19 protein-coding genes are annotated in these 22,528 nt (G+C 70.6%); 6 read left to right on the top strand and 13 right to left on the bottom strand.

Annotation, left to right across the window (positions count from 1 at the left end; genetic code table 11):
• Positions 1 to 16 precede the first annotated feature (16 nt).
• The 4 genes from mimD to AC5L35_RS21750 all read right to left on the bottom strand — a co-directional run bounded on the left by mimD (position 17) and on the right by AC5L35_RS21750 (position 4,372).
• Complete coding sequence (gene mimD, locus AC5L35_RS21765) at positions 17 to 385, bottom strand: propane 2-monooxygenase effector subunit MimD (protein ID WP_407692254.1); 369 nt, start codon at positions 383 to 385, stop codon at positions 17 to 19.
• Positions 382 to 1,581, bottom strand: coding sequence for a ferritin family protein (locus AC5L35_RS21760; RefSeq protein WP_495061505.1), 1,200 nt, complete (start codon positions 1,579 to 1,581; stop codon positions 382 to 384). The genes mimD and AC5L35_RS21760 overlap by 4 nt, the downstream gene beginning before the upstream one ends.
• On the bottom strand, positions 1,578 to 2,633 hold the full coding sequence (locus AC5L35_RS21755; protein ID WP_495061504.1) for an FAD-binding oxidoreductase: 1,056 nt from the start codon (positions 2,631 to 2,633) through the stop codon (positions 1,578 to 1,580). The genes AC5L35_RS21760 and AC5L35_RS21755 overlap by 4 nt, the downstream gene beginning before the upstream one ends.
• A gap of 101 nt (positions 2,634 to 2,734) precedes the next feature.
• Positions 2,735 to 4,372 carry a ferritin family protein gene (locus AC5L35_RS21750; RefSeq protein ID WP_495061614.1) on the bottom strand — a complete coding sequence of 546 codons (1,638 nt, stop codon included), beginning with the start codon at positions 4,370 to 4,372 and terminating at the stop codon, positions 2,735 to 2,737.
• 443 nt (positions 4,373 to 4,815) lie between these two features.
• Between AC5L35_RS21750 and AC5L35_RS21745 the strand changes: the two genes are divergently transcribed.
• Positions 4,816 to 6,579, top strand: coding sequence for a sigma-54-dependent Fis family transcriptional regulator (locus tag AC5L35_RS21745; RefSeq protein WP_495061503.1), 1,764 nt, complete (start codon positions 4,816 to 4,818; stop codon positions 6,577 to 6,579).
• A 10-nt stretch (positions 6,580 to 6,589) separates the two neighbouring features.
• Here AC5L35_RS21745 and AC5L35_RS21740 read toward each other — a convergent pair whose 3' ends face one another.
• Both AC5L35_RS21740 and AC5L35_RS21735 read right to left on the bottom strand, forming a co-directional pair.
• The gene (locus AC5L35_RS21740; protein ID WP_495061502.1) at positions 6,590 to 7,093 is read right to left on the bottom strand and encodes a MerR family transcriptional regulator; all 504 of its coding nucleotides are present in this window, start codon (positions 7,091 to 7,093) and stop codon (positions 6,590 to 6,592) included.
• Positions 7,094 to 7,111: 18 nt separating this feature from the next.
• Positions 7,112 to 7,987, bottom strand: a complete 876-nt coding sequence (locus tag AC5L35_RS21735; protein ID WP_495061501.1) for an SDR family oxidoreductase — start codon at positions 7,985 to 7,987, stop codon at positions 7,112 to 7,114.
• 109 nt (positions 7,988 to 8,096) lie between these two features.
• Between AC5L35_RS21735 and AC5L35_RS21730 the strand changes: the two genes are divergently transcribed.
• Entirely contained in the window at positions 8,097 to 9,023 is a 927-nt protein-coding gene (locus AC5L35_RS21730; protein WP_495061500.1) for an ABC transporter ATP-binding protein, read from the top strand.
• Positions 9,020 to 10,207, top strand: a complete 1,188-nt coding sequence (locus AC5L35_RS21725) for an ABC transporter permease (protein WP_495061499.1) — start codon at positions 9,020 to 9,022, stop codon at positions 10,205 to 10,207. The genes AC5L35_RS21730 and AC5L35_RS21725 overlap by 4 nt, the downstream gene beginning before the upstream one ends.
• A gap of 258 nt (positions 10,208 to 10,465) precedes the next feature.
• On the opposite strand, the gene AC5L35_RS21720 is transcribed toward AC5L35_RS21725, so the two are convergent.
• The gene (locus tag AC5L35_RS21720) at positions 10,466 to 10,747 is read right to left on the bottom strand and encodes a sunset domain-containing protein (RefSeq protein WP_495061498.1); all 282 of its coding nucleotides are present in this window, start codon (positions 10,745 to 10,747) and stop codon (positions 10,466 to 10,468) included.
• A gap of 85 nt (positions 10,748 to 10,832) precedes the next feature.
• On the opposite strand from AC5L35_RS21720, the gene AC5L35_RS21715 reads away from it, so the two are divergent.
• Positions 10,833 to 11,588: a hypothetical protein gene (locus tag AC5L35_RS21715; RefSeq protein WP_495061497.1), complete on the top strand. Its 756-nt coding sequence runs from the start codon at positions 10,833 to 10,835 to the stop codon at positions 11,586 to 11,588.
• A 484-nt stretch (positions 11,589 to 12,072) separates the two neighbouring features.
• Here AC5L35_RS21715 and AC5L35_RS21710 read toward each other — a convergent pair whose 3' ends face one another.
• From AC5L35_RS21710 to pdxH, 5 genes are all read right to left on the bottom strand, one after another.
• Positions 12,073 to 13,461, bottom strand: a complete 1,389-nt coding sequence (locus AC5L35_RS21710) for a cryptochrome/photolyase family protein (RefSeq protein WP_495061496.1) — start codon at positions 13,459 to 13,461, stop codon at positions 12,073 to 12,075.
• Positions 13,462 to 13,579: 118 nt separating this feature from the next.
• A complete protein-coding gene (locus AC5L35_RS21705) occupies positions 13,580 to 14,878 on the bottom strand; it encodes a citrate synthase (protein WP_495061495.1) in 1,299 nt (432 codons plus the stop codon).
• Between the two features lie 96 nt (positions 14,879 to 14,974).
• Positions 14,975 to 16,336, bottom strand: a complete 1,362-nt coding sequence (locus AC5L35_RS21700) for an APC family permease (protein WP_495061494.1) — start codon at positions 16,334 to 16,336, stop codon at positions 14,975 to 14,977.
• A gap of 74 nt (positions 16,337 to 16,410) precedes the next feature.
• Positions 16,411 to 17,808: an MFS transporter gene (locus AC5L35_RS21695; protein ID WP_495061493.1), complete on the bottom strand. Its 1,398-nt coding sequence runs from the start codon at positions 17,806 to 17,808 to the stop codon at positions 16,411 to 16,413.
• A 192-nt stretch (positions 17,809 to 18,000) separates the two neighbouring features.
• Positions 18,001 to 18,651, bottom strand: a complete 651-nt coding sequence (gene pdxH / locus AC5L35_RS21690) for a pyridoxamine 5'-phosphate oxidase (RefSeq protein ID WP_495061492.1) — start codon at positions 18,649 to 18,651, stop codon at positions 18,001 to 18,003.
• A 346-nt stretch (positions 18,652 to 18,997) separates the two neighbouring features.
• On the opposite strand from pdxH, the gene AC5L35_RS21685 reads away from it, so the two are divergent.
• A complete protein-coding gene (locus AC5L35_RS21685; RefSeq protein ID WP_495061613.1) occupies positions 18,998 to 20,116 on the top strand; it encodes a citrate synthase 2 in 1,119 nt (372 codons plus the stop codon).
• A 21-nt stretch (positions 20,117 to 20,137) separates the two neighbouring features.
• Here AC5L35_RS21685 and AC5L35_RS21680 read toward each other — a convergent pair whose 3' ends face one another.
• The gene (locus tag AC5L35_RS21680) at positions 20,138 to 21,418 is read right to left on the bottom strand and encodes an MFS transporter (protein WP_495061491.1); all 1,281 of its coding nucleotides are present in this window, start codon (positions 21,416 to 21,418) and stop codon (positions 20,138 to 20,140) included.
• Positions 21,419 to 21,490: 72 nt separating this feature from the next.
• Here AC5L35_RS21680 and AC5L35_RS21675 point away from each other — a divergent pair, with 72 nt between their 5' ends.
• Positions 21,491 to 22,510: a GlxA family transcriptional regulator gene (locus AC5L35_RS21675; protein ID WP_495061490.1), complete on the top strand. Its 1,020-nt coding sequence runs from the start codon at positions 21,491 to 21,493 to the stop codon at positions 22,508 to 22,510.
• Positions 22,511 to 22,528: the final 18 nt, after the last annotated feature.

Genomic DNA, 22,528 nt, shown 5'->3' with positions numbered 1-22,528 from the left:
GGCGGCCCGGACCGAACTACGAGATGGGCTTGAGGTCGAAGTCGATGTACTCGGCTGCGTCCTCGGGGTTGGCGAACATGATCGTGCGGTCGTCGAGGTGGACCATCCGGCCGTAGTGGGTGGACATGGCCTCCTCGAACTCGGCCGCGTTGAACCAGCCCTCCTCCTCGCCCGCCTCCTCGTCGATGTCGGAGTACAGGACCTCGAACTTGCCCTCGCCGTCGACGCGGATCATCGAAGGCAGGTGGGTCACCTTGACGTTGTCCAGGCGGGTCAGCACCGTCGAGATGAGCACGCCGACCTGGCTGTTCATCAAGGTGAACCCGCACATGTTCGACGCGGTGTTGTTGACCGCGAAGCGGTTCTCGGCCCCTGTGGTCGTCACAGTTTCAGCTCCTCGGGAGTGTCGAGTCCGAGATCGCTGCAGATCCCGGCGAACCGGTTCTTGACCCGGTCGAGGCTGTCCTCGAAACGCGGCGGCTTGTGGTCGACCGCCGACCACAGCGGCTGCATCGTGCGGGCCGCCTCCAGTGCCTGCGGCACCCACTTGGCGAGCCAGCCCGACATCAGCCGCTTGTTGTGGTCGGCGAACTCGCGGTCCTGCACGAGCGGCCCGAAGCAGGCGATCGTCCAGCGCAGGTCGCGCTGCGCGAAGTCGTACTCGCCGGCACCCATCACCGTGGGGGTCACGAAGTCGCCGTTGGGTGCCGCGGACTGCATCACCAGGTTGCTGCGGAACAGCTCACCGATCAGCGGCTCGAACACGACGTTCGCGGCGAAGATCGCCTCACCCCAGTCGTTCTCGATCGCGGTGAGGGCCTCGGTGACCTTGCGCGCGCCCTGCCATTCCGCGTCGTTGTTCCACGCGTCGAGGTGGGCGGTGCCGTCGAACCCCTCGATCTCCTCGGTGAGGGTGAGGTTGTAGAGCGCGAGGTCCTGGGCGAAGCGGATCTTGCGGGTGCTGTTCGCGGCGAGCGCGGTGTTGTGCATGTTCGTCGGAGCGGACCGCTCGTTCGAGGCGAACACGTACAGGCCGAGGATGTGCTCGATGTGCATCCACGCACCGACGTGGCGCTCCACGAAACGCACCCAGTTCGGGGACCACATCGTGAACGCCTTCGCGTTGCGGGCGTTCTCGACGTTCTGGGTCAGCTGCCGGACGACGTTGGCGTTGTACCGGTAGAGGCTCTGCTCCCACTCCTCGTTCGGGTCCCGGAACTCGTGCCAGCCGTGCGCCGGCCAGTTCTCCACCGGAAGGCCGCCCGTGCCGATCCCGCGCTGCGGCTCGGGCTCGTCGACCCCCCATGCCTTGAGCTTCGTCCAGTGCAACGGGTAGCCGGTCTCACCGTTGGCGAAGCCGTAGATCCAACCCTGCGTCAGGTAGTGCCGCGGGTCGGGCTGCACCTCGACGGTGACGTCCTCGTAGTGGGTCTGCTTGCGCTTCGCCGGAGCGAAGTAGTTGTACCGACGCGCGCTCGCGCCGGAGTCGGGGAACTCCCGCGCCCCGGCCTCCGCGTCGGTGAAGACGGGTTTCGGGACGCTGCGTTCGGGGCGCTCACTCGGGGTCTCCGTGGTGGTCACTGGCCGTCCTCGCCTTCTGGTTCACCCGTGGTGGTGAACTTGTCGTAGAAGATCTGGTTCTCGGTCACACCCAGAGCGGTCAGCGTCGCGATGGCCGCGTCCACCATCGGCGGCGGACCGCAGACATAGGCATCCACTCCCTTCAGCGTGGACTCACGGCTGCGGACGACCTCGGTGATCAGGCCCGTCTCCCCGTCCCATCCGTCGTCCTCGGCCGGTTCGGACAGCGCGGGGACGTAGGAGAATTTGGTCAACCTCCCGCCCAGCGCCACCAGCTCATCGGCGAAGCACAGGTCGTGGCGGCGGCGAGCGCCGTAGTAGAAGGTGACCTTGCGCTCGACCCCCCGCTCAGCCATCGACCGGAGCAGCCCGAGCATCGGCGCCATCCCCGCGCCGCCCCCCACGAAGACCAGGTCGTTCGTCCGGGTCTCGCGGAGGGTGAAGGTGCCGAACGGGGCCTCCACCTGGATGTGGTCCCCGACCTGGACCTTGTCGGCGAGGTACTCCGAGAACAGTCCACCGGGGTAGATCTTGATCACGAACTCGAACAGCCCGTCGCGGTTGGGCGTGTTCGCCATCGAGAACGACCGGGTCTCGCCCGTGCCCGGCACCACGAAGTCCATGTACTGCCCGGGAAAGTACTTGATCTCCTCGGGCTCCACGAGCTTCACGACCAGGTGCCGCATGTCGTGCGTCACCGGCTCGTTCGCGATCACCTCGACGGTGCCGGTCCGCAGCGGGAGCCCGCTGCGGATGATCTCCTCGTCGTAGTTGAGGAGCTCGATGGTCAGGTCCTCGTAGGCATGCGCCCGGCAGAGCAGGGTCTGCCCCTCCTCCTTCTCGTAGTCCGGGAGCGCGAAGGTCGAGTAGCTGTCGAGCTCGATGTCCTCACCCTCGAGGACGAACGACTTGCAGGCCGCGCACTGCCCTTCCTTGCAGCCGTGCATGAGCTGCACACCCTGCTCGGCCGCGGCGCGCAGGATGGTCTGGTCCTCGTCGACCTCGATCTCGATGCCGACCGGTTCGAACCGGACGACGTGCTTGTCACCCAACTGATCTCAAGCCCTTCGGCTCGTGCGTCTGAGGTTCCCGGGCCCCCGGTCGGGCAGGGGGAGGGCCGACGGGCGGCCCTCCCCCTTCGCCTGACCCGCGCTCAGGCGTCGGTAGGTGCCGGGCGGCCGGCCGGACCCTGGCGGACGTAGTCGGCGTGGAACGCCTGCCGCTGGTCGTCACTCATCTCGTTGAGCAGGACGTTCGGGCTCTGCAGCGGAGGCATCCGCCGCATGTGGTCGAGCGTCCACATCTTCTTGGGGTCGAGGTCGAGATGCGGCTGCGCCGTCATCGTCTTGCCGTCGTCGCGGACGAAGCCCATGTCCTTGACCACGTCGGCCCAGTTCCACCCGTGGTACAGCGTCTCCCACTCGCGGTGACCGACCAGCCGACCCATGTTCGGGGTCTCCCGGCCCTGGTAGGTGGGCCGGAACGCCTCGACGTCGGTCCACCGGCAGACCTCGTGGCAGTACGTGCGCCACTGGCCCTCGACCTCGGCCATGACCATGTCCTCACGCACCAGGCACGGGACCATGCAGGTCCAGCACCGGTGCGGATAGACGTAGTCGACGTCCTCGGCCACGATCGCGTTGTGCCCGTTGGGCGTGGCGAGGCGGGAGTAGTTCTCCCACCACTTGCCGTACCTGTCGTACCAGCCCGGGTACTTGTACTCGAACCACTCGAAGTCCTCGTCGGTCATCGCGTCGATGCGCCAGTAGTTGGCGAGCCAACCGGTGGCGAAGAACTGCGCGACCTCGTGGACGTAGCCCTTCTCCCAGATCTGCTTCCACGACTCCTCGATGAGGTCGTGGGGGATCGTCAGGCCGTACTTCTCCAGCGGCACCAGGTAGGACCGGTAGTAGTCGTCGTAGATCCAGCGACGCCACATCTCCGCATAGGACTCACGGTCCTTGCGGCGGTCCTTCGTGCCGTACTCGATGAACGTGCCGATGGCGGCGTCCACCACGCGGTGGTTGTTCCACCACGCATAACGCAGGTCCCGCTCGAGCAACTGGCGGTTGTCCTCGTCCGACAGCGCCATCAGCAGGGTGGCGTAGCCGTTGGAGATGTGCCGCGACTCGTCGGACTGCACCGAGTGGAACACCGTGGGCAGCAGGTAGTCGCCGTTGGCCGCCGCCTCGGCCGGCATGGCCACGAACAGCGTGTTCGTGAACGCCGTCTCCGCGACGATCGTCAGATAGATGCTCGCCGCCGTGATCGCGTCGCCGGTGATGAACCCCTCGGCGAACTGACGGCCGATGGTGCCGCAGTAGTCGCTCTGGAAGTTCCGCAGGCTGTTGTTGAAGCCCGCCGGGTCGATGTAGTTGTTCATGTACAGGCGCTTGAGGTTCTGCTGGATCGTCGAGTGCCGGACCTCGTCGATCATCTGGATCGCCTGGCCGTTGTGCAGTTCCGGGTTCGGAACCACGTGGAACAGCATCGGCATCGACCGGGCCGCGGAGATCTCCGGCAGCGGGATGATCGACAGGAACAGCTTCTGCCATTCCAGCCAGCGCTCCTGCACCTGCCGGAACATGTTGCCGCGGATCGCCCCGTCCTGGGCGCCGTACACCCGGTTGTCCTTCTCCTCCTCCATGGGGAAGTAGGACCGGAGAACCTGCTTGAGCGGGTCCTTCTTGGCGGACTTCCGGAAGGTGTAGTCGGTCCCGTACTTCATGTACGGCTCGTGGTACTGCGGCTCCCAGGCGAGTTCCTGGATCTTCTGATGAGCCTTCGCCAGACTCTGCCGACTCACATCGACTCCTCACGGTGGTGGTGGGCCGCGGACCGACGTGCGCGCCGTCCGCCCACCCGGCGTTGTCACCGGACCGGCAGGAGCACACGCCGCTCCCCGTGGTCTGCCCCCGTCCGCGGTGCCGGTCCTGCGCGGGTGGCGCCGGCAGCGGAGGTGACCCGAGACGCGTCCCCGGTTTGAGCAGTGCGGGCAGCTTGCACCGGACCCTTGTCTCGTGCCCGGAATCACACCTCTCCGGGCGTCACCCAGTGGTCTCAATATGAGACGGTGTCCGATTGCTCGCCCCCATGGCGCACCGCGGAGCGGTACCTTCACGTGGACGCAAGGTTTCCGCACCGTCGCGAAGCACCGCTGCGCCGAGGGAGAGCACGCGCTTGGTCCGTTCGAACCACGCACTCCCGCCTCGACGGACCGACAGGTCCGCCGAGGTGCTGGTACGCGCCCGCACGTCCTTCCTGGTGGACGACCAGGTCGAGGAGGGTTCGGTCCGCGACACGATCCTGGCGTCCTGGACGCGTTCCCGGGAGTGGGACGTGGCCACCGACAGCGTCGAACTGTCGTGCGAGTTCGCGCCGGAGCGCGACTCACCACTCGTCCGGGCGGCGTCACCCATCATGGCCGACGTCACCGACCAGCTGGCCGGGGAACCCGTCAGCCTGATCCTGACCGACGCCGACGGCGTGGTGCTGGAGCGCCGCACCGGTGACTCCACGCTGAACCAGCACCTGGACAAGGTCTGGCTCGCCCCCGGCTTCTCCTACGCCGAGCGCTTCATCGGCACCAACGGGATCGGCACGGCGCTGGAGGGCCGCGGTCCCGCGCAGGTGTTCGGCCACGAGCACTACGTCGACGGCCTCGCCGACCTCGCCTGCGCGGGTGCCCCCATCTGGCACCCCGTCAACGGCAAGCTGCTCGGCGTCGTCGACCTCACCTGTTGGCGGCCCGACGCCGGCCGGTTCATGTCCACCGCCGTGGCCCGGATCGCGCGCCAGATCGAGGGGGCGTTGCTCGACCAGTCCGGTCCACGCGAGCTCGCCCTGCTCCACGACTACCTCACCGCGTGCCGGCGCAACCGCGGCGCGGTGCTCGCCATCAGCCCCGACCTGGTGATGATGAACGACAGCGCCAGGGAGCTGATCGACCCCGCCGACCAGGTCACGCTGATCGCCGGGGCCACCGAGGCGCTGAGCTCCGGACGCCGGCTGCTTCTCGTCGACCTGCCCAGCGGCGCGGTCGCCCGGGTCAGCTGCCGCCCGAGCTGGACCGACCGCGACGCGGTCGGCGGCGTCCTGCTCGTGCAGCTCGCCGCACCCGAGATCTCCCGCACCCGCCAGGCGGCCCTGCCCGCGATGACCTCCCTGGCCGCCGTCGGGTCCGGGGTGCTCTGGGTGAAGTGCTGCCAGGCCGTCGACCGCCACTTCCACAACCGGGAGTGGCTGGTGCTCGAGGGCGAGGCGGGCACCGGCAAGACCACCATCGCCCGCGCCACCCACCAGAGGCGCACCCCCGCCGCGCACCTGCGCCTCCTCGACGCCGACGACTACGGCCCGCGCTGGATCGCCGAGATCATCGACGAGCTGGAGAACGGCAGCGGCACGCTCGTGCTCACCCACGTCGACCGGCTGGCCCCCGACGGGATTCGGGCTCTGGCCGACGCACTCGAGCCGCACCGCGAGTCCACCGACCCCGAGCGGCCATGGGTCGTCGTCACCGTCGGGCCCGGCGGCCTCGAGTCGAGCGTCCTGCTGGAGTCCTTCCCGCGCACCGTCCAGGTGCCGCCGCTGCGCCACCACGTGGAGGACGTCGCCGAGCTGGTCCCCCACCTGCTCGCGCGGCTCACCCGGGGCACCGACCTCACCTGCTCCTCCGACGCCCTGCGCGTGCTCATGCGCAACCGCTGGCCCGGCAACATCGAGCAGCTGTACCAGGTGCTGCGCAAGGCCGTGGCCCGGCGCCGGTCCGGGGTGCTGACCGCGGCCGACCTGCCCCCGGAGTGCCGGGCGATCACCCGCCGGGTGCTCACACCGCTCGAAGCCATCGAATGCGACGCGATCGTCGACGCCCTGCTCGACAACGACGGCAACAAGGCGGAGGCGGCTCGCCACCTGGGGATGTCGCGGGCCACGATCTACCGCAAGATCCGCGGCTACGGCATCTCCGTGCCCGGTCTCGAAGCCGGGAATCGGGGTTGACCGCCCGATCTCAGTGCGCTGTCGGCCCGGCGTCACCGATGCTGGATCCGTCGCCGGTGGCGCCGCCGTAGGTCGCGATCTTGTACTCGGTGGCGGCCAGGGACAGCGTGAGCTCGCGGATCTGGCGCCGGACGGTGTCGCGGTGCTCGAGCAACATCTCCAGCCGCTCGGGCACCGTGTCCTCGCCGGCCTCGACGAGAGCCATGTAGTGCTGCAGGTCCCGGATCGCCATCCCGGACAGGCGCATGCGGGTCAGGAACACCAGGCGCCGCACCGCCGCGGGCTCGTAGACGCGGTGGCCGCCTGAGTCCCGGCCGACCTCGATCAGTCCGATCCGTTCGTAGTAGCGCAGCGTGTGCGGCGAGAGGTCGAGCAGGTCGGCCACCTCGGTGATCGTCATCGGGTCATCGACGCCGGAGACGTCGACGAGCCGGTGGATCACCTCGACCGACATCGGTCCGTCCACCTCGCCGAGCGCGCTGAGCGCCCTGCTCATCAGGTCCTCGGTTGCCATCGTGATCGAGCCTAGTTACTAGATCGGCCGGACCGAGGGGACGGCGTCGGCGAAGTCGGCGTCGACCGCGGCGTGCCGCCATCGCTCGAGCTCGTCGAGGCCGCGGCGGTAGGACGCGGAGATCCGCTCGACCGCCTCGCGGCCGAGTGCGAGCCGCAGCGGCAGGTCCGAGCCGTGGACGAGGTCGACCAGGATGCCTCCCGCGCGGGCCGGGTCGCCCTGCTGCATCCCGTCCGCGGTTGCCATGTCCGCCCGGACCGCGTCGAGGACGCCGTCGTAGGTGTCGCTCACGTCGGCGAAGCCCAGGACGCCCGGGGCGTTGAACGCCGTGCGGAACCGGCTCGGCTCCACGATCAGCACGCGGATGCCGAACGGCGCGACCTCGCCGGCCAGCGCCTCCGACCAGCCCTCGAGGGCGAACTTCCCGGCCGAGTAGGCGCCCACGCCGGGGAACGACATGCGTCCGCCCTGACTGCTCATCTGGACGATGGTGCCGCTGCCCTGCTCCCGCATCACCGGCAGCGCCGCACGCACGAGCGCGGCCGGGCCGAACAGATGCAGGTCCATGAGGTCGCGCAGGGTCGCCTCGTCCACTTCCTCAGCAGCCCCGACGAGGCCGCGTCCCGCGTTGTTGACCAGGACGTCGATACGGCCGAACCGGTCGAGCGCGGCCCGGATGACCTCCGGCGCACGGCCGGTGTCGCGGACGTCGGCGGAGATCGGGGCGAATCTGTCGGGGTGTGCTGCCGCGAGGTCGGCCACCGCGTCCGGCCGTCGGACGGCGGCAACGACGCGGTCTCCCGCAGCCAACGCGGACTCGGCCAGCGCGCGGCCGAGGCCCTGCGCGGCGCCGGTGATGATCCAGGTCGATGGCGTCGTATCAGCGTTTGTCATGCCTGCGAAGCTAGGACTTCGAGCGCGCTCGAACGCAAGCCGCGACGTCCGAACGGTCTTGGGTCAAAGGACGGCGAAAGGGGCTTGACCGACCAGTAGGGTCTCTCGCGTGCTGGACATCGGGGGGATCTCGAAGCGGTTCGGATCGCGGCAGGCGCTCGCCGACGTGACCTTCGCGGTGCGGCCGGGCGAGGTGTTCGGGTTCGTCGGCAGCAACGGCGCCGGGAAGACCACGACGATGCGGATCGTGCTCGGTGTGCTCGAGGCCGACTCTGGCGAGGTCCGCTGGAAGGGCACCTCGATCGACGCCGACCTCCGCAGGCGCATCGGCTACATGCCGGAGGAGCGCGGGCTCTACCCCAAGATGAAGGTCGGCGAGCAGCTGCAGTACCTCGCCAGGCTCCACGGGCTGAGCAACACCGACGCCGTCGCGTCGGTGCAGCGCTGGACCGAGCGGCTCGGCATCTCCGAGCGGGTCGGTGACGAGGTGCAGAAGCTGTCGCTGGGCAACCAGCAACGCGTGCAGCTGTGCGCGGCGCTCGTGCACGACCCCGAGGTCCTCGTGCTCGACGAGCCGTTCTCCGGCCTCGACCCCACCGCCGTCGGCGTGATGAGCAGCGTGCTGCGCGACAAGGCCGACTCGGGAGTGCCGGTGATCTTCTCCAGTCACCAGCTCGACCTGGTCGAACGGCTCTGCGACCGGATCGGGATCATCGCGGCAGGGCGGATGGTCGCCGTCGGCAGCGTCGAGGAGCTCAGAGCCCTCGACGGCGCCACCGTCCTCGACGTCCACGGGCCGCCGACCGGCTGGACCGACGGCATCCCGGGTGTGGAGCTCGTCGTCGCCGACGGCCCCACCCACGCCCGGGTGCGCCTGGCGCCGGGCGTCGACGACCAGCACCTCCTGCAGGCGGCCCTGGCGGCCGGCCCGGTGCACGAGTTCCGGCGCTGGCGCCCACCGCTCACCGAGCTCTACCGCGACGTCGTCGAGGCCGGACCCACCGCGAACGACCACTCCGAGGAGCCGGCGGCATGACGGGCCCCCTCTCCACCAGGCAGGTGGTCCTGCTCGTGGCGCGCCGCGAGTTCGTCTCCCAGGTCCGGTCCCGCACCTTCGTGATCGGGCTCGTCGTCACCCTGGTCCTGTTCGGCGGCGTCTTCCTGCTGAGCGCCTACATCGGCTCGCAGTCCGACAGCAAGACCCTCGGCGTCACGTCGCAGACCGCGGCGCTGCAGCCGATGCTGGAGCAGTCGGCGACGGCCCAGGGCATCGACCTGACCGTCACGACGGTCGACGACGAAGCCGGCAGGCAGCAGGTCGACTCCGGCGACCTCGACGCGCTCCTCACCGGCGAGGCCGGTGGGTACGAGCTGCTCGGACTCGACTCGGTGGACAGCAAGCTGCAGTCGCTCGTCGGCGCGGCCGTCGAACAGCAGACCCTCACCACCGCGCTCACCGGCGCCGGGATCGACCCCACGCAGCTCCGCGCACAGTCGCAGGTGAGCGTCGACACGCTGGAGCCCGAGGACCCCGAGTCCGGCCAGAAGCTCGCGCTCGCCCTGGTCGGTGTCATCCTGCTGTTCTTCTCCCTCAGCGGCTACGGCCAGCTCGTGGCCACCGGCGTGGTCGAGGAGAAGCAGAGCCGCGTCGTCGAGCTCCTGCTGGCCACCATCCAGCCGTGGCAGCTCCTCGCCGGGAAGATCCTCGGGCTCGGCGCGGTCGGGCTGCTGCAGCTGGTGATCCTCAGCGCGATCAGCGCGGTGGGTGCATCGGCGGCGGGACTGCTGACGCTGCCCACCGCCGCCGCGGGCATGTTCGTCATGGTGGTGGTCTGGTACCTGCTGGGCTTCTTCCTCTTCGCGTCCCTCTACGCGGCCGTCGGATCCACCGTGTCGCGCCAGGAGGAGCTCAGCTCGGTCGTCGCCCCGATGATCTTCGTTTTGCTGATCCCGTTCATCCTCACCATGAACCTCCTGCCCAACGACCCCCGCAACGGTCTGGCCACCGTGCTGTCATTCATCCCCTTCTTCTCCCAGACGGTGATGCCCGCCCGCTACGCCCTCGGGGTGGCCTCCCTGCAGGAGGTGGCGGTGGCGGCCCTGCTCGCGGTGGTCGCCATCGTGGTGGTGGTGCGGCTGGCCGGGCGCGTCTACCGGAACTCCGTGCTGCGCACCGGGGCGCGGGTGAGCCTCCGCGAGGCCCTCTCCTCCCGCCCCTGACCCCCGAGCCGCCGGCCACCAAGATCGGCCCGAGACTCACGCAGTCGCCCTCACAAGGGCGAATAGACGGATCTCGCGGCGATCACCGGTGGGAGTCGCCACGACGATCGCCACGAGACCCACGTAACCACCCTCCCGAGGGCCAATCGGTGGATCTCGCGGCGATCACCGTCGCGGCTCCCCGTGAGTCGCTCGATCTCCGCCCGCGAGTCCTCGGCAGGGCCGGGGTCGAGGCGGCTACTCGCGTACCGGGGCGGATCAGGAGTCGGTGCGCTTCTTCGGAGTCCACTCGGTGAACCCGGCGGCCCGGGCGTCCTCGGCGCTGCGGAACCAGATCTCAGCCTTCGTCCGCCGGAAGTACGGGCTGGCGGGCGGGTGGAAGAGCAGGGAGCCGGTGGTGGCCTTGATCGTGTAGTCGGGGTCGGGAGCCTCGCCGTCCGCAAGCGCGGCGGCCGCGCCAGGGGGAAGTTCTCCCGCTCGCGGCGACGCGGGCTTGCGGCGGCGGGGCGACGGGGACGGCCGGTCAGGGCGCGGGGTCACCCGCCTGGGCGGCGCGGGGGTGAACAGCGAGTGCGGCTCCTCCTCGTGCTGCGGCTGGAGGGGCGCTGTCGTCGGCAGCAGCTCGGTGACGGCATCGTCCGACGGATCCGTCCAGCTGGGCAGCGCCGGCTCGGCAGGCGCGGGGGTGGCGGGCTCGAAGATCGAGGCCGTCGGCTCGGCCTCCGATCGGTCTACCGGAGCTACGGGGGCCGAGGCGCTCGGGGCGGAGATGGCGGAAGCGGAAGTCGCAGCAGCGGACGCCGAGGCGGCGACAGCCGGGGCGGCGGGGCTCGAAGTGGCAGGGGCCGAGGCGGCGGGAGCCGGAGCGGCTGGAACCGAACTGGCGGGAGCCGAACCGGCGGGAGCGTCGGGTGCCGGAGTCGTGGGATCCGGGCTGGCGGGAGCCGAACTGGCGGCAGCCGAACCGGCGGGAGCGGCAGGCGCCGAAGCGGCGGGAGCCGAGGGAGCGGAAGCCGAATCCTCCGAAGCGGGAGCGGCGGGCGTCGAGGTGACGGGAGCCGGAGTGGCAGGAGCGGGAGACTCCGAAGCGGGAGCGGCGGGAGCCGAGGCGGCAGGAGCCGGCGCCTCCGGAGCTGGAGCAGCAGGGGCCGAAGCGGCCGGAGCCGAGGTGGCGGGAGCGGGAGCTGAGGCAGCCGGAGCCGGAGCGGCCGGCGCGGGAACGGCCGGTGCCGGGGCGGCGACGGACGGGAACTCGGGAGCCATGGTCGGAACAGCCGGCGTCAGAGGAGTCGAGATGACGGAGGAGGAGTCGGACGGGCGCGTAGGCGGCACGTCCGTGGACGAGTCGACCCCGCTCGCGGGGGCCGGGTCCGAATCCTGATCCGAACCCACGCCCGCCGCTGCGTCCGATGCCTTCGAGTCCGCGGGAGCGGAAGGTGCGGGAGGCGTCGCGGCGGCCGGGGGGACGGCGCGAGCCGGGGCGGCCGCCTCACGAGCGGCGGGAGCGGAGGCGGGGGCGGAGGCGGGGGCCGGGAGCGGTCGGACGGCACTGATTCGGGGGGCGGCGGGAGCCGGCACGGGCTGCAACCCCCGCCATGGGTCGACCGGGCCGACGGCGCCCCGGCGGAAGCGCACGAACCAGATGATCACGCCCAGCAACAGCACGACCAGCCCGAGCCACCCGCGTCGCCGCCGAGGCCGCGTCTCGTCTTCCTCGGCCATGGCTCACCCTCTCCGTCGGTGTGCCCCGAAGGTTAAGGCGACCCCCCGTATGGAGCAATTACGTGGGTCGGCGTTGCTCACCCTCTGATGCGGAATCCGTCACTTCCGCGCAGGTCACGCCCCGATCGGGGACGTGGGGCGGATCAGCGACGCTCCGCCTTCACGCGCTCGTAGCGGGCGAGCGCCTCCTGACGCTCGACGCGGTGGTCGACGATGGGCTCCGGATATCCGGCCGGCGCACCGCCGGGGAGGGCCCACGGCTGGTGCACCGCCTTGCCCGCCACGCCCCTCAGCTCGGGGACGAAGCGCCGCACGTAGTCGCCGTCGGGGTCGAACCTCTCCCCCTGCACCACCGGGTTGAAGATGCGGAAGTAGGGCGCCGGATCGGTGCCGCTTCCCGCGGTCCACTGCCACCCGTGCTGGTTCGACGCGAGGTCCCCGTCCACGAGCAGCTGCATGAAATGACGTGCGCCCCGCCACCAGGGTAGGTGCAGGTCCTTGACGAGGAAGCTCGCGACGATCATGCGCAGCCGGTTGTGCATCCACGCCTGCTCGCGGAGCTGGCGCATCCCCGCGTCGACGATCGGGAACCCGGTCCGGCCGTCGCGCCATGCGTCGAAGCGCGCCTCCGCCTCGCGGCCGGACTCGAGCGGCAGGGCGTCGAAGGCCCGGTCGTAGTTGCCGCGGGCGGAGTCGGGCCGCTGGAACAGGATGTCGGCGTAGAACTCGCGCCATGCGAGCTCGGTGCGGTACGTCTCGGTCGACTCCGAGCGCCGGGACGCCAGGTCCGCGAGCAGCGTGCGCGGGTGGATCGCCCCGTACTTGAGGTACACCGACATCCGGGAGGTGCCCTCCTTGTCGGGCCGGTTCCGGTCGCCCCCGTACGTGGTCACCGCGTCGGCCAGGAACGCCGCCCACTGCCGGTGTGCCGCGTCCTCGCCCGCGTCGGGGAGCCCGGCGTCCACGGGGTCGTCGTCCGGGATCCCGACGGCCGTCGGGCCGGCGTCCAGCGCGGCCGGGTCGAGCCATGCGACGGTCGACGCGTCGGTCTCGGCGGGGGGACGCCAGCCGTGCTCGGCCCAGGCCCGGCGGAACGGGGTGAAGACCCGGAACGGGCTCCCGTCGTTCTTGCGCACCCGTCCCGGCGCGACCGCGTACGGCGATCCGGTGCGGACGAGCTCACGACCCGCGTCCGCGAGCGACTTCTCGACGGCCTCGTCGCGGCGGGTGCCGTAGGGGCCGAAGTCGGCGGCGATGTGCACGGAAGCCGCGTCGGCGGCGTTCGCGACGGCGGGGACGACCTCGGCGGGGTCGCCGTGGACCACCATCAGCCGCCCGCCCAGCGCCTCGTCGAGCGTGCGCAGCGACCGGTAGAGGAACGTGCGCCGGGCCGCGCCGGACGGCCGGAGCAGCGCAGGGTCGAGCACGAACAGCGCGAGCGACCGGGACGCTGCGTCGGAGGCGGCGAGGAAGGCGGGCTGGTCCCGTACCCGCAGGTCACGCCGGAACCAGACGACGGCGGTGTCAGCCATGGGCCGACGCTAACGGCGGTGGCCACATCCCGCGCGTCGATCGAGGCAGAACGTCAGCGGGGTGGCACCGCAGGCGGTGAACGCCGGCGATGTCACCCCGCTGTGGGACGGACGGACCTCAGCGCTGGTCCATCGACACGTACGGACGCTCCGTGGAGCCGATGTACAGCTGGCGCGGGCGACCGATCTTCGTGGTGGGGTCGCTGATCATCTCCCGCCAGTGCGCGATCCAGCCGGGCAGCCGGCCGAGCGCGAACAGCACGGTGAACATCTTGGTGGGGAAGCCCATGGCCCGGTAGATGACACCGGTGTAGAAGTCGACGTTCGGGTAGAGCTTGCGCTCGACGAAGTAGTCATCGGCGAGCGCGCGCTCCTCGAGGGCCTTGGCGATGTCGAGGAGCTGGTCGGTGACCCCGAGCTTCTTGAGGATGTCGTCGGCACTCTGCTTGACGATCTTCGCGCGCGGGTCGTAGTTCTTGTAGACGCGGTGCCCGAAGCCCATCAGGCGGGCGCCCTTCTCCCGCTTCTTGACGCGCTCGACGAAGGCGTCGACGTTGCCGTCCTCGACGTCGCGAATGCGCTGCAACATTTCCAGCACCGCCTGGTTCGCCCCACCGTGGAGCGGCCCGAACAATGCGTTGATGCCGGCCGAGATGCTCGCGAACAGGTTGGCCTGCGACGATCCCACCAACCGGACCGTGGACGTCGAGCAGTTCTGCTCGTGGTCGGCGTGCAGGATGAGCAGAGTCTCGAGTGCACGGGCGAAGTCGGGGTCGATCTCGTAGGGCTCGGCCGGGAAGCCGAACGTCATCCGCAGGAAGTTCTCGACGAGTCCCAGGGAGTTGTCGGGGTAGAGGAACGGCTGCCCGATGGACTTCTTGTAAGCGTAGGCCGCGATGGTGGGCACCTTGGCCAGGAGCCGGACCGTCGACAGCTCGACGGCGTCCTCGTCGAAGGGGTCGAGGCTGTCCTGGTAGAAGGTGGACAGCGCGCTGACGGCGCTGGAGAGCACCGGCATCGGGTGCGCGTCGCGCGGGAAGCCGTCGAAGAACCGTTTCAGGTCCTCGTGCAGCAGGGTGTGGCGGCTGATCTTGTTGGTGAAGGCGTCGAGCTCGGTCTGCGACGGCAGCTCCCCGTAGATCAGCAGGTAGCTGGTCTCCAGGAACGTCGAGCTCTCGGCGAGCTGGTCGATGGGGTAGCCCCGGTAGCGCAGGATCCCGGCGTCACCGTCGATGTAGGTGATCGCCGAACTGCATGCCGCGGTGTTGCCGAAGCCGGAATCGAGCGTGACCAGCCCCGTGGAAGGCAGCAGCTTGGAGATGTCGAAGGCGGAAGCGCCTTCGCTGGCGTCTTGAATCGCCATCTCGTACTCACCGCCGGGGTGGTGCAGGACAGCGCTCGTGGTCTCGTCGGCCATGTGGAGGTTCCCTCGCACTCTTCGTTTTCGTGGTTGGCCGCAACGCTAGTGCTCGGCCCGCCGACCGCGCCCGCCAGAGCATGTGACGTGGGGCGCTCAGCTCTTGGTGAGCTGTTCAGGGTCGACATCCACCTTGCCGACGATGAAATAGTTGATGACCCAGAGCGCTGCGCCGACCAGCAACAGGATCCCAGCCAGCGCGAACTGCTGCAACGGCCGTCCGGACAGCGGTGTGGCGAGGAAGCCGCAGAGCACGATGCCGACGTAAGGGGTCCACGACGGCGCCCGGAAGTGCGCGTGCTCCACGGGGTCGCGGCGGCGGAGCACGAGCACCGCGATGTTGACCACGGTGAAGACGGCCAGCAGGAGCAGGGCCGTGGTGCCGCCCAGCGCGGTGATGTCGACGGACGCCACCAGGATGACGGCAATGACGCTGGTGAAGACGATGGCGACCCACGGGGTGCGGCGACCCTCGTGCACCCTGCCGAGCACCGGCGGGAGGATCCGCTCGTTCGACATGCCGTAGAGCAGACGGCTCGCCATCAGCATGTTGATCAGTGCGGAGTTCACCACCGCGAACAGGCCGATCACGGCGAACACGCCGAGCGGGAACCCGGGCGCCCCCACCTCGAGCACGCGGAACAGGGCGCTGCTCTTCGCCTCGGCGAGGTCGTCGGCAGGCACCAGCATCGAGGACAGCACCGCGATGATCACGTAGATGGCAGCGGCGATGCCCATCCCGAGCAGCATCGCCCGCGGGAAGATCTTCGGGGGGTTGTGACACTCCTCGGCCATGTTGACGGAGTCCTCGAACCCGACCATCGCGAAGAACGCCAGCGACGTGGCGGCGGTGATCGCGACGAACGCCGTGGTCTCCCCGGTGTTGATCTCCACCAGGCGGGACGGCTCCCCCGCACCACCGGCCACCGCGATGATCCCCACACCGATGATGAGCAGCAGGCCGGACAGCTCGATGATGGTGAGCACCACGTTGGCCTTGACCGACTCCCCCACGCCGCGGAAGTTGATCAGGGCGAGGCCGGCGATGAAGGCCGCGGCCACCGCCCAGGTGGGCAGCTCGATGAACTGCCGCAGGTAGGTGTCACCGAAGGCCTTGGCCGCCGTGGCGGCGGAGGTGACTCCGGAGGCCATCACCGTGAACGTGACCATGAAGGTCAGGAAGTTGATGCCGAACGCCTTGTGCGTGTACAGGGCGGCACCGGCGGCTCTCGGGTACTTGCCGACCAGTTCGAGGTAGCTGAAGGCCGTGATGAACGCGACGATGAACGCGAGCAGGAACGGCAGCCACAGCGCGCCCCCGATCACGCCGGCCACCGAGCCGGTGAGGGCGTAGATGCCGGTGCCGAGGATGTCGCCGATCACGAAGAACAGCAGCAGCTTCGGTCCGATCGCCCGCTTCAGCGGCGGCTGTCCGGTGACCGTGCTCACATCAGTCATGGCCTGATGGTGACGGGTGACGCCCGTTACGTCACCTGCTGATCGTCTGGATTGTCACGATCGAGATCTGGACGTCACATGGCTTTCGACGGTCCCCCGGCCTCGGCGGGGGCCTGGTAGCGCCAGAAGACGGAGAACACGGCCACGACGGCGATCGCCCCCACGATCACGGCGAAGCCGCCCACCGCAGCGGCAGCCGACGGGCCGATCGCGTCCGCCGCGGGCCCGTGCCACAGGTCCGCGAGCCGGGGGCCACCCACCACGACCACCGTGAACACGCCCTGCATACGGCCACGCATCTCGTCGGTGGCGACGGTCTGCAGCATCGAGTTCCGGAACGCGGAGCTGACCATGTCACCCGCACCCGCGACGGCGAGGAACAGCACCGCGAACCACAGCGAGCCCGACAGCCCGAACAGGGCGATGCCGACGCCCCACGTGCAGACGGCGAAGGTGACCGCCACTCCCTGCCGTCGCACCCGGGTGAGCCAGCCGGAGAACAGCCCGGCGACCACCATCCCGATGGGGATCGCGGCGAAGAGCAACCCGAGCGCCGGGCCCCCGGCGATCGGATCCCCGAACACCGTGTGCGCCATCTCCGGGAACACCACCCGCGGCATGCCGAAGCCCATGGCCACGACGTCGATGAGGAACGACACCAGCAGCACCTTGTGCAGGGCGACGTAGCGGAACCCCTCGATGACCTGGCGCGCTCCTGCCCGGCGGCTGGCGGCCGACTCCGGCGGCAGCGCCGGGAGCCGCCACGTCGCCCACAGGGTGGCGAGCAGGGCGATGGCGTCGACGAGGTAGAGCGTCGGCAACCCCACCACCGGGATCAGGACCCCGGCCAGCAGCGGCCCGGCGATGGCCCCGACCTGCTGCACCGTCATGTTGAGCGCGTTGGCGGCAGGTAGCTGCCCCGGCGGCAGGAGGCGGGGGATCACCGCGTTGCGCGTGGGCTGGTTGATGGCGAGGAGCGCGGTCTGCACGGCGAAGAGCACCAGCACGCTCCACACGCCACCGGCGCCGCTCGCGGCGGTCACCCACAGCGCCAGCGACGACAGTGCGATTCCGCCGCCGGAGATGAGGAGCAACAGGCGCCGGTCCATCACGTCGGCGATGGCACCGCCCCACAGCCCGAACACGACCAGCGGCACCAGCCCGAACAGCCCGGTCAGTCCGACGTATGCGGACGAGCCGGTGAGCTGGTAGATCTGCGTCGGGACGGCCACCACCGACAGCTGCGAGCCGACCACCGTGACCACACCGGCCAACCAGAGCCGCCGGTAGGCCGGGGTGCGCAGCGGGCGGGTGTCGGCCAGAGCACCGCGGACGACCCCGCCGATCCTCCGTGTCCTGGACGTCGGGCGCTCGGTCGGGCGGGTCGGAGCGTCCGGCCCCGAGGGAATCTGCGTGGTGGGCGGTTCCGGCCCGAGCCGGCTCGGGCGGGTGGGTTCCTCCGGACCGGACATCACGGAGATACGACTACCACTTCGAGATGGGAGATTCATGGGCCCGGCACCGGCCCCCGGGACGCCGGTGCACCGGTCCATCGACGTAGGACGGCCGCCACCTCGGCATCACAGAACCTCAGCGGATCCGTAGGCGCCACCCTGCACCCGGCGGTGAGTGCCGAGAATCACGGTCCGCGCGCCGCCGCCGCGTCAGGGGGCGAGGCGGCGGACCGTCCAACTGCGGTCGTGACCGTCGACGTCGAACCGCAGCCGGTCGTGCATGCGGTTGGCGCGGCCCTGCCAGAACTCCACCTGATCCGGCGCGATGCGCCAGCCACCCCAGTGCGGCGGCGCGGGCACCACGTCCTTGTCGGCGAACCGCCGCGTCACGGCCTCGAGCGCGTCGTCGAGCGACCGCCTGTCGCGCACGACCGTCGACTGCGCCGACGCCCACGCACCGAGCTGGGAGCCGCGGGGCCGGGTGGCCCAGTAGCTGCGCGTCTCCTCCGCCGACACGAGCTCGACCGGGCCCCGGACGTGCACCTGCCGGTGCATCCCGTACCAGGGGAAGGTGACCGACGCGTAGCGGCTCGCCCGCAGGTCGTGGCTCTTGGCCGAGGTGTAGTTGGTGTAGAACACCACGCCGCGCGCATCGACCCCCTTGCACAGCACCGTTCGCGACGACGGCCGGAAGTCCTGCCCCACCGTGGCCAGCACCATCGCGTTGGCCTCGGGCACCCCGGCCGCCTCTGCCTCGACGAGCCAGCGGGCCAGTTGCTCGTGCCATGTGGGAGCCAGTCCGTCGATGTCGAACCCCTCGCAGTCGTAGTCCACCCGCATGGTCGCCAGCCGCTCCGCCATGACACGCCTCCCCCAGGTTGCCGACCTCACGCTATGGCGGGGCGGTTTGGTCCGAAAGATCCGGTGACCGATGCCACCCTGCTGCCCCGTTGCCTCCACGAGGCCACGAAGGCATCGTGGCGCCAGCCACGTCGACCGTCACCGACGGCCGTGGTCGGCGGCCCGGCCCGGGCGCACTCCTCCGGGCCGACCGTCGAAGCCCGGCCAACGACGCCACCGGTGCCGGCGGCCGGTGACCTGTGTCGGGACCACGACGAGGAGACCCGCGGTGACCACCACACCTACCCCCTTGGGCACCACCCCTCCGGGCGCCACTGCCGCGGAACCGGCGGGGCGCAGTGAGCACGTGGTTCCCCCGCCACCGCCGGGCTTCAAGTCGGGGCTCGAGGGCCACGTGGCCTTCCGCACGGAGATCGCCGAGCCTGACAAGGACGGCGGAGCCCTGCGCTACCGCGGCGTCGACATCGAGGACCTCGTCGGCAAGGTGACGTTCGGCAACGTCTGGGCCCTGCTCGTCGACGGCCGGTTCGGCCCGGGCCTGCCGCCCGCCGAGTCGTTCCCCATCCCCGTGCACACGGGTGACGTCCGCGTCGACGTGCAGGCCGCGCTCGCGATGCTGGCTCCGTACTGGGGCTACCGGCCGCTGCTCGACATCGACGATGCCGAGGCCCGCGAGCAGCTCGCGCGGGCGTCGGTGATGGCGCTGTCCTACGTCGCGCAGTCCGCTCGTGGGATCGGTGTTCCCGCGGTGCCGCAGTCGCGGATCGACCAGTGCACCACGATCACCGAGCGCTTCATGACGCGCTGGCGCGGCGAGCCGGACCCTGCGCACATCAAGGCCGTGGACGCGTACTGGGTGTCGGCTGCCGAGCACGGGATGAACGCCTCCACCTTCACCGCGCGCGTCATCGCCTCCACCGGCGCCGACGTCGCGGCGTCCCTGTCCGGAGCGATCGGCGCGATGTCGGGACCCCTGCACGGTGGCGCGCCGGCGCGGGTGCTGCCGATGCTCGAGGCGGTGGAGCGCTCCGGTGACCCCGAGGCGCTGGTCACGGGCATCCTCGACCGCAGGGAGAAGCTCATGGGCTTCGGGCACCGGGTCTATCGGGCCGAGGACCCGCGGGCCCGCGTGCTGCGCCGCACCTGCCAGGAGCTGAAGGCTCCGCGGTACGAGGTGGCCGCTGCGCTGGAGCAGGCGGCCCTGACCGAGCTCCGCTCCCGCCGCCCCGACCACCCCATCGAGACGAACGTCGAGTTCTGGGCCGCCGTGATCCTGGACTTCGCCGAGGTTCCGCCGCACATGATGCCCGCGATGTTCACCAGCGCCCGCACGGCGGGCTGGTCGGCGCACATCATGGAGCAGAAGCGGGAGAACAAGCTCGTGCGCCCGTCCGCGCAGTACATCGGCCCCGGCCCGCGCCTGCCCTCCGAGGTCGACGGCTGGGACGAGATCAACCACGGCTGACCGGGTTCGGCCGGCCCCGGGTCACGCCGGGGCCGGCACCCGCACCCGCCGGACCAGCAGCGAGAGCACGCCTGCCACCACGGCCAGCACCCCACCGGCGTACCAGGCCATGTCGTACGTGCCCAGCTCGTCACGCACGATGCCGGCACCGAGCGCCATCAGGGCCGCGCCCACCTGGTGCGAGGCGAACACCCAGCCGAAGACGACGGGCGCGGCAGCCCCGAACAGCTCCCGGCACAGCGCCATCGTCGGCGGGATCGTCGCCACCCAGTCCAGCCCGTAGAACACGATGAACGCCAGCATGTTCGCCTGGATGTCCGGCCCGAACAGCCACGGCAGAGCGAGCAGCGAGAGCCCGCGCAGCACGTAGTAGGCGAGCAGCAGCAGCCGGGGGTTGACGCGGTCGGTGAGCCAGCCCGACGCGATCGTGCCGGCCACGTCGAAGATCCCGACCAGCGCGAGCAGTCCCGCCGCTGTGGTCGGGGGCATGCCGTGGTCGTGGGCGGCGGGGATGAAGTGCGGCTGGATCAGCCCCATCGTGGTGGCGCCGCAGATCATCATGCCCGCGGCGAGGTACCAGAACGGGCCCGTCCTGGCCGCGGTGCCCAGCGCCCGCAGCGCGAGCCGCGCGGCGCCCGACCGCACCGGCTCCACGTCGTCGGCCTCGGTGCCGCCGTAGGGCGTCACGCCGATGTCGCGGGGGCGGTCGCGCAGCAGCCAGAGCACGAACGGCGCCACGGCGAGAGCCGCGACCGACACGGCGAGGGCGGCAGGCCGCCAGCCGTGCGCGACGGCGAGCTGCGACACGAGCGGGAGGAACACCAGGCCACCCGCGGCCCCGCCCGCGGTCAGCACACCGGAGACGAGCCCTCGGCGGGCGACGAACCAGCGTCCGGTGACGGTGGCGACGAGCGCGAGCGCCATCGAGCCCGTGCCCAACCCGACGAGCACGCCCCAGCAGAGGACGAGCTGCCAGCTCGCCGTCATGAACACGGTGAGGCCGCTGCCCGCGGCCACCACCACCAGCGCCGCCGTGACGACGTAGCGGATGCCGAAACGCTCCATCAGCGCGGCGGCGAACGGAGCCGTGAGGCCGTACAGAGCCATGTTGACGGCGGTGGCGAGCGAGATCGTCGAGATCGACCAGCCGAACTCGTCGTGCAGCGGGTCCATCAGGACGCCGGGAACGGCGCGGAAGCCCGCAGCGCCGACGAGCGCCAGGAAGGTGACGGCCGCGGCCCACCAGGCGGGATGGATGCGATGCCCCGGCCGGGTGCTCACCGGCGTGCTGACTTCGGTCACGAGAAGCCAGCATCGTGCAGCGACATCCAGGACGACAGTGGCCCGAAGGCCATCCTATGAAAGGATTCGGCCATGCCTGTCGTCGACAGCCCGGGCGGATCCCGGTTCCCCGACGTCCACGAGGTCGCGGTGCTCGCCCTGCCGACCGTGGTCGCGTTCGAGCTCGGACTGCCACACCGGTTCCTCGGTGGCGCCGTCGACGACGACGAGCGGCCGCTGTACCGGGTCCGCGTGGCGACACTGGACGGCGGCCCGGTCCGCACCTCCGCCGGCTACCAGGTGCTGCCCGACCACGATGCGTCGATCCTGCGCACGGCGGACACGGTCATCGTCCCCGGGATCTACGGTGGCTCCGCGAAGGAGCGCGGCGAGCTCGAGCCCGAGCTCGCGGCCGCACTGGAGGGTCTCGACGCGCGCATGGTGTCCATCTGCACCGGCGCATTCGTGCTCGCCGCCTGCGGCCTGCTCGACCACCGGCCCGCCACCACCCACTGGATGCACGCCGCGGCGTTCCGGGCCCTGTTCCCGGCGGTGCTGCTCGATCCCGACGTCCTCTACGTCGACGACGGCGACGTGCTGACCTCGGCGGGCAACGCGGCCGGGATCGACCTGTGCCTGCACCTCGTCCGGCGCGACCACGGCGCCGCGGTGGCCAACCGCGTGGCGCGGCGCAGTGTGGTGGCGCCGTGGCGCGACGGCGGGCAGTCCCAGTTCATGGAGCCGATCCCCGACCCCGAAGGCCCGGGCACCGCACCCACGAGGGCCTGGGCGCTGGAGCGCATCGACCGGCCGCTGACTCTCGCCGACCTCGCTGCGCACGCGTCCATGAGCGTGCGGACATTCACGCGCCGGTTCCGCGACGAGACCGGGCTCAGTCCGGCACGCTGGCTGACGACGCAACGGGTGGCGCTGGCCCGGCGGCTCCTGGAGAGCACCGATCTCCCGGTGGAGCGCATCGCGGCGGACGCGGGGTTCGGCACCACCACGTCACTGCGCCAACACCTGCACGCCGCGATCGGCGTGGCACCGCTGGCCTACCGCCGCACCTACCGCGGGGCGGACGAGCCGGCCAGGTTGCGGGCCAACGCGTAGATCGACCTGGGTAGATGC

The sequence above is a fragment of the Pseudonocardia sp. OZ21 genome, from assembly GCF_059359135.1.
This window is presented reverse-complemented; position numbering and strand designations above follow the sequence as displayed.

Excerpts from the sequence above, each read along its gene's own strand:
- AC5L35_RS21740 (WP_495061502.1), bottom strand. The coding sequence starts at position 7,093 with ATGGCAACCGAGGACCTGATGAGCAGGGCGCTCAGCGCGCTCGGCGAG.
- AC5L35_RS21735 (WP_495061501.1), bottom strand. The coding sequence starts at position 7,987 with ATGACAAACGCTGATACGACGCCATCGACCTGGATCATCACCGGCGCC.
- AC5L35_RS21725 (WP_495061499.1), top strand. The coding sequence starts at position 9,020 with ATGACGGGCCCCCTCTCCACCAGGCAGGTGGTCCTGCTCGTGGCGCGC.
- AC5L35_RS21710 (WP_495061496.1), bottom strand. The coding sequence starts at position 13,461 with ATGGCTGACACCGCCGTCGTCTGGTTCCGGCGTGACCTGCGGGTACGG.
- AC5L35_RS21705 (WP_495061495.1), bottom strand. The coding sequence starts at position 14,878 with ATGGCCGACGAGACCACGAGCGCTGTCCTGCACCACCCCGGCGGTGAG.
- AC5L35_RS21700 (WP_495061494.1), bottom strand. The coding sequence starts at position 16,336 with ATGACTGATGTGAGCACGGTCACCGGACAGCCGCCGCTGAAGCGGGCG.
- AC5L35_RS21695 (WP_495061493.1), bottom strand. The coding sequence starts at position 17,808 with ATGTCCGGTCCGGAGGAACCCACCCGCCCGAGCCGGCTCGGGCCGGAA.
- pdxH (WP_495061492.1), bottom strand. The coding sequence starts at position 18,651 with ATGGCGGAGCGGCTGGCGACCATGCGGGTGGACTACGACTGCGAGGGG.
- AC5L35_RS21675 (WP_495061490.1), top strand. The coding sequence starts at position 21,491 with ATGCCTGTCGTCGACAGCCCGGGCGGATCCCGGTTCCCCGACGTCCAC.